Origin of the sequence: Lapidilactobacillus gannanensis (assembly GCF_003946675.1) — a bacterium.
Taxonomy (GTDB): domain Bacteria; phylum Bacillota; class Bacilli; order Lactobacillales; family Lactobacillaceae; genus Lapidilactobacillus; species Lapidilactobacillus gannanensis.
In genome coordinates this window covers 20,318-27,138 of record NZ_RHOT01000030.1, presented here as the reverse complement: position 1 = coordinate 27,138, position 6,821 = coordinate 20,318, and the positions used below count along the sequence as shown (strand labels likewise).

Sequence of the window (6,821 nt, the reverse complement as noted above, 5' to 3'; positions counted from 1 at the left end):
TATCCATGCCGAACACAGAAGTTAAGCTTCTTAGCGCTGAAAGTAGTTGGTGGGAGACTGCCTGCGAGGATAGGGCGTTGCCACGCTAACAAGTAAGGAATTGAGTTTAAAAGCTCAATTCCTTTTTTGTTACATAAAAAAAAAACTCAGATTCTTCGTCGAAATAATGGTCCAATAATCATCTTAGTATTAAACCCATATTTAACGACTTTTCTGGTGAAGCCACAGTTAATACACTTATCAATCGGATAGGTAAGAATGGTAGGGATAATCAGAGCCTGGAGTCCTTTAACGACATCAAAATAAGTATCTTCAATAAAAATAATATTTTGGTCTTTTATTTCAAGCAGATTTCGGATAGACTGGTCAGTAAGGGACATCACTAAATTCCTCTCTTTACTATTACTGTGGTAGGTGTAGATTAGACAGCAATCAAGTGGTGTCCTTTTTGCGTGTCTAAAATATTAATGGTATAGAAAAAAGAAGCTTCAAGACAAGATGTCGATCCACTTCAAATATTGTAGCGCCGAATTTTTTCCTAAAGGAATCACTAAGAATGGTTGTTTTACCCTGATAGAGCCGTTAGAATGTGAGTAGTCGTCGTAAATAAAACCAATTATTGTGATGACAAATATCTGAAAACAATTGCGTTTAGATGATTGGAGGAATCACAATGAATCAACCAGCATTGCCAATTTCAACATATAAACTTGATTTACTGATTGATACTTGCCTATTAACGGGGCGAATCATGATTGAAAGTGGTTCTGAAATGTATCGGGTTGAGGATACAATCAATCGGATTGCGAATAATGCCGGCGTCAAGAACAGTGTCATCTACACAACCCCTACTGGTTTATTTTTTGGAATTAAGGGCCAGCCGGTTTCTGAATTAAGGCAAATCAATCAACGAACAATTAACTTAGAAAAGGTTCAACAGGTAAATACCTTGTCACGACGATTTGCCGCAGGAGAAATCGGCCTGTGGCAACTACATTATGATTTAGAACAAATTGATCGAGAGTCACTATTCTTTCCCTTATGGTTACAAACACTGGCTGCAATTGTGGTTAGTGCAACACTGATGATTTTATTCTCCGGTCAGTATGATTGGCGAGATTTTCTGATTACTGGGTTAATTGGTGGTTGCGGTTATTTGGCTAATTATTACATCAATTTATGGACGCGAGTTAAGTTTCTAAGCGAATTTCTAGCGGCACTGACAATTGGGGTTCTCGGAGTTGTGGCAATTAGGCTAAATTGGGGCAGTAATTATAATAATATTTTGATTGGCGCCATGATGCCCTTGGTTCCTGGTGTACCGTTGACTAATTCAATTCGTGATTTATTTGCTGGTCATTTATTGACGGGAACAGTTCGTGCAGTTGAAGCAATCTTAACGGCAGCCGCAATTGGGACTGGTATCGGTCTTTGCTTTCGGTTCTTTTTCTAGGAGGTGGTTGCATGAATATTTGGTTGCAGTTAGTTATTCAAACAGGATTTAGTTATCTAGCGACGATTGCCTTCGCGATTTGTATCAATATTCCCCGGCGCGCATTAAATAGTTGTGGGATTTGTGGTACAGCTGGCTGGTTGACTTACTGGCTATTGTACAATCTTGGAAGTGGCCGTATGGTGGCTAATGTTGCTGGTTCACTGTTATTAGGTGTGATGGGAATTATCTTTGCACGGCGTAAAAGGATGCCAGCTATTCTCTTTAATATTCCTGGAATTGTACCGCTAGTTCCAGGTGCTACTGCCTATCAAGCCGTTCATGAAATGGTTTTTGGCAGCGCTGATCAGGCCATTATTTACACTTTTCGGGTAGCAATGGTCGCTGGGGCAATTGCAGTTGGCTTTATGTTAACGTCGTTATTGGACGAGGTTTGGCGTCATTTTCGGCAACATCAACAACAGAATTTACTTGATAAAAATAGTCACTGACAGTTACAAGTGTTTGTGTTAGAATAAGGTTATGCGATGAGTCGAGTAACCCGAAACATGGGTAAAAGAGTCGTGGCGTGTCCTCTACTTGCATGGTAGCTCACCGGATTTGTGAGGCGACACGTTCGTTAGAAGTTGTGGAGCGACTAACGATTGCGTCATTTGACGTACCACCACGAAGAGGCATATTTAATGAGAAATCATTGAATATGCCTTTTTGTGTGGCGTCACAAGTGTTACTAAGCTTGGGCGATAATATCAAGTTGCGTGTTCAGAACAAGACCAATTGAGATAGGGGTTGTCTGGTGGTGGGCTTTATCTAGGGGAGCAAACTTGTCAGTCTTAATAAAAATGCTGGCTTGACTGACCAACTACTTTTTGTCAGACGCTGTTGTAACATGTTACAATGAGTCTGAGGTGATTAGATGTTTCACAATATTGATTTGAAGACATTGAGTGAATTGGAATTAGATGTTTATAACTACATCATTAGTCATCCAAAAACGGTTCAAGGCCAGACAATTCGTGACTTAGCACAGGTCACACATGTGTCAACGGCGACGATTAATCGTTTTTGTCAGAAGTTGAATCTAAGTGGTTTTCCAGAATTAAAATATATGATTCGCGATGAGCTGAATACTGAGCAACGGACATTTCCGACCTATGATATTAGTACACCCTTAACTGATTTCTTTACCAAGGTTTCCCGTGATGAATTTGAACAGCAGATCAATCGTTGGCTTGAGATTATTTTATCAGCACGCACCTTGGTTTATGTGGGAATTGGTAGTTCTGGCTGCCTAGCTGAGTACGGTGCGAGATTTATGGGTAACGCTGGCGGTTATGCTTTTGCGCAAACAGATCCTTTTCAACCTCAGATTTTGCAAGACTATGATTTAAGCGACACGGTGGTCATGATTCTTTCAGTTTCTGGAGAAACCGATCGGATGTTAATGCGGGCTGGTGAGTATAAGCGTCATAATGCGAAAATTGTTGCCATTACCAATCATGAAAAATCACCCTTGAGTAAGGTTGCCGATCTAACAATTTCTTATTATATGCCTGAACGGAATACAGATGATCACGTTAACATGACTACCCAGATTCCCGTGGTCTATCTACTAGAAACTATTGCGCAACGCTTTAGCGAACAGATTCGCACGAAATAAAGAAACATGTGACACAAATGAAACACGTAACAAAATAACAAAACATGTGTCAAAAACTTCACAACCGCTCTTTTTTAATAATAAACAGGTTATAATTTGCTTGTAAGCGTTTCTAACGCCGTCATTATTAGTTTATTATAAGGAGTGGTTTCCATGAACGATTGGATCAATAAACATATTTTGCCACCAGTCATGAAGTTTGTTACAACTAGACCTATCAGTGCGCTTAAAAATGGGATGTTGTATGTCATGCCATTTACCATTGTTGGCTCTGTGTTCTTGTTGCTAGCTAATTTACCAGTACCTGCCTGGTCAAAATGGATGGCTAGCACGGGAATGGTGCCATACTGGAATGTGGCTTACAATGCGTCTTTTGCAATTATGGCGCTCTTTGCAGTTATTGGGATTGCCTATTCTTGGGTTCGTGATGAAGGTTATGAGCCGTTACCAGCTGGGTTATTAGCAGCGACGTGCTTCTTCTTAGTGATGCGGCCATCAAATCCTGTTACCATTAATGATAAAGTTGTTGCAACTGCTGGTCAGATGGCGCAAACGACTTTTATTGATCGGGATTGGCTGGGTGGCAAAGGCATGATTGCCTCCATCTTGATCGGTTTGATTGTCGGGGCTGTTTATAGTTGGTTCTTGAAGAAGAATATCACGATTAAATTACCAGATGCTGTCCCAGCAAATGTTTCAGCTTCATTTACAGCATTGATTCCTGCAGCAGTACTGATTACTGGCTTCATGCTAGTTTATCTGTTCTTTGATAAGGTCACACAATCAACGATGGTTGAGTGGATTTATCAAGTCATTCAGACGCCACTGCAAGGGATGACAGATTCTTTTGGTGGGATGCTAGCAATAGCTTTTATTGTGCCATTCCTCTGGTTCTTTGGGGTTCATGGTGCAACGATTGTTGGTGGAATCATGGGACCATTGCTACAAGCTAATGCCTTGGCCAACCAAAAGATTATTGATTCTGGTAAGGCGTTAACAGTTGCCAATGGTGGTCATATTGTAACGCAACAATTAATGGATCAATTCATGACAGTTACTGGATCTGGGATGACAATTGGTTTGGTTATCTTTATGTTCTTCTTTGCTAAATCAGCACAATGGAAAACGCTAGGACGATTATCAATTGCGCCAGGATTCTTCAATATTAACGAACCAATTCTCTTTGCGGCACCAATTGTCATGAACCCAATCATGGGCATTCCTTTCTTCTTAGCACCAATGGCATCAGCGATTCTAACTTGGGTCGCTTTACGTCTGGGCTGGATTCCATTATTCGGCGGGACAATGGTACCGTGGACCACACCACCAATTTTCTCAGGCTTTTTAGTCGGTGGTGTACGGACAGCAATCTGGCAAGCGTTGATGTTGGTCTTGACCTTCTTTATCTATTTGCCATTCGCACGTAAGCAAGACCAAATTCTTTATGCACAAGAACAAGGTGAAAGTACCGCAGATATTATTGCGGCTGATGGAAAATAATGAAGTTAGTTATTACTCATTTTTTGAATCTCTCTAGAATAAGAATGTGACAAAAGGCAGTCAGCCGGTGAGCATTATCGTAAAATAACGAACAATTCTGCTAGAATTGCTCGTTATTTTTACGTTAAGCGGAACCGGTTGTCTTTTGAGGACACGTTTCTGCAACCAAGGTTTAACCTTGGTTGGTCTAAATAGCTGGTGTCCCAGACTTGCTTTTAACAGAAATCAACCTTTTAGCTTTCAATTTTGACCGTGATTTTCCAAAGTCGTTTATAAAAACGTTGTCAAAGTATGTTATCCTAAATGTGTTGTTAGCCAGCAACCTTGAGTTCTGAATTTGTGCGGTAAGCTGGCGACTGAATAAAATGGTGCTTAACAACAGATTGGTTCACTGATCTGAATAAACTAAATCGTAGAAAGAGGTCTCGTTAATGACAGGTTTACGTAAAGATTTTCTCTGGGGCGGCGCGGTTGCTGCTCATCAACTTGAAGGTGGCTGGCAAGAAGGCGGCAAGGGTATTAGTGTGGCTGATGTAATGACTGCTGGTGCCAATGGTGTTTCACGGGAAATTACCGATGGTGTTTTGCCTGGTAAGAATTATCCTAACCATGAGGCGATTGATTTTTACCATCATTATCCTGAAGATATCAAATTATTTGCCGAAATGGGCTTCAAATGTTTCCGGACTTCAATCGCTTGGACACGAATTTTTCCTGAAGGCGACGAGGCAGAACCTAACGAAGCTGGCTTGAAGTTCTATGATGATTTATTTGATGAATGTCATAAATATGGGATTGAACCAGTGATTACGTTGTCTCACTTTGAGATTCCGTTCCACCTAGTTAAAAAATATGGTGGCTGGCGTAATCGCAAGATGATCGAATTCTTCATGAAATTCGCGACGGCTTGTTTCGAACGTTTCTCTGGTAAAGTTAAATATTGGATGACCTTCAACGAAATCAATAACCAAACCAATTATGATAGCCCATTTGCCTTGATGACAAACTCTGGGTTAACAGTTGATCCTAGCGAAAATATGGAGCGCTTAATGTATCAAGCGAGTCATTTTGAATTAGTTGCCAGTGCCTTGGCAGTTCAAAAAGCCCATGAAATTGACCCTAACAACCAGGTTGGTTGTATGATCGCTATGGTGCCTATTTATCCATTGACAGCTAAACCACAGGATATTATGAGTGCTGAAAAAGCGATGCAAGCACGTTATTGGTTTGCTGATGTACATTGCAATGGCCGCTACCCTAGCTGGTTACCAGTTCATTTTAAACGGGAAAACTTCAACTTAGATATCACTGAAGAAGATTTAGATGTCCTTAAAGCAGGGACCGTTGATTATATTGGTTTTAGCTACTACATGTCTGCTTGTATCAAAGATAATGGGAATGCTCCTGAATACCATTATGACGAGCAAAACGGTCAAACGACGAACCCATATTTGGAACACTCTGAATGGGGTTGGGCCGTTGATCCTGAAGGTTTGCGTTATGGGATGAACTGGTTCAACGACCGCTACAACTTACCACAGTTTATCGTGGAAAATGGTTTTGGTGCGATTGATAAAGTTGGTGCTGATGGTAAAGTTCATGATAGCTATCGCATTGATTATCTCCGGCGTCACATTGAACAAATGAAATTAGCCGTAGAAATTGACGGCATTGATTTAATGGGCTACACACCTTGGGGTTGTATTGATTTAGTTTCAGCCGGGACTGGTCAAATGGATAAACGCTACGGCTTCATTTACGTAGATAAGAATGATGCTGGTGAAGGCACTCTAAAGCGGTCACGCAAAGATTCTTTCGACTGGTACAAAGAAGTAATTGCTACTAATGGTGAAGATCTAGGCTAAAAGCTGCCATTGCGTGTGATTAAAGACAGTTAACTAGTGCTCATAACCTCAAACAGAAGAGTCTGGGACATAAGTCTATTCTCCAAAAAATAATACGAACTTTCGCTGCTGAAACGTGTTCTCAAAAGGCAACCGGTTCCGCTTAACGCAAAAATGCCGAGCAATTCTAACGAATTGTTCGGCATTTTTCGTTAATGCTCACCGGCTGACCGCCTTTTTTCACACTCTTTTTTTAGCAAAAATCTTAGCGTACAGCCGTTTTCTGTTTTTCTAAATTTAAGAGTGAAATGGATTTAGTCGCTTGTGGGTTGGCGGCAACAGGAGACTAATGCTGAAATTAAAT

The 6,821-nt window shown here is 40.8% G+C and carries 5 protein-coding genes and 1 rRNA gene; all 6 read left to right on the top strand.

The genetic code is table 11. The features are described from left to right. Positions 1-86 (top strand): 5S ribosomal RNA (rrf, locus tag EKM81_RS11665); the annotation flags it as partial. A 587-nt stretch (positions 87-673) separates the two neighbouring features. Next, entirely contained in the window at positions 674-1,453 is a 780-nt protein-coding gene (locus EKM81_RS08475) for a threonine/serine exporter family protein (RefSeq protein WP_125650737.1), read from the top strand. 11 nt (positions 1,454-1,464) lie between these two features. Next, positions 1,465-1,944: a threonine/serine exporter family protein gene (locus tag EKM81_RS08470; RefSeq protein WP_125650735.1), complete on the top strand. Its 480-nt coding sequence runs from the start codon at positions 1,465-1,467 to the stop codon at positions 1,942-1,944. Positions 1,945-2,369: 425 nt separating this feature from the next. Then, positions 2,370-3,113: a MurR/RpiR family transcriptional regulator gene (locus tag EKM81_RS08465; RefSeq protein WP_125650734.1), complete on the top strand. Its 744-nt coding sequence runs from the start codon at positions 2,370-2,372 to the stop codon at positions 3,111-3,113. 153 nt (positions 3,114-3,266) lie between these two features. After that, on the top strand, positions 3,267-4,613 hold the full coding sequence (locus EKM81_RS08460; RefSeq protein WP_125650732.1) for a PTS sugar transporter subunit IIC: 1,347 nt from the start codon (positions 3,267-3,269) through the stop codon (positions 4,611-4,613). A 431-nt stretch (positions 4,614-5,044) separates the two neighbouring features. Further along, on the top strand, positions 5,045-6,478 hold the full coding sequence (locus EKM81_RS08455) for a 6-phospho-beta-glucosidase (protein WP_125650730.1): 1,434 nt from the start codon (positions 5,045-5,047) through the stop codon (positions 6,476-6,478). The last annotated feature ends 343 nt before the right edge of the window (positions 6,479-6,821 follow it).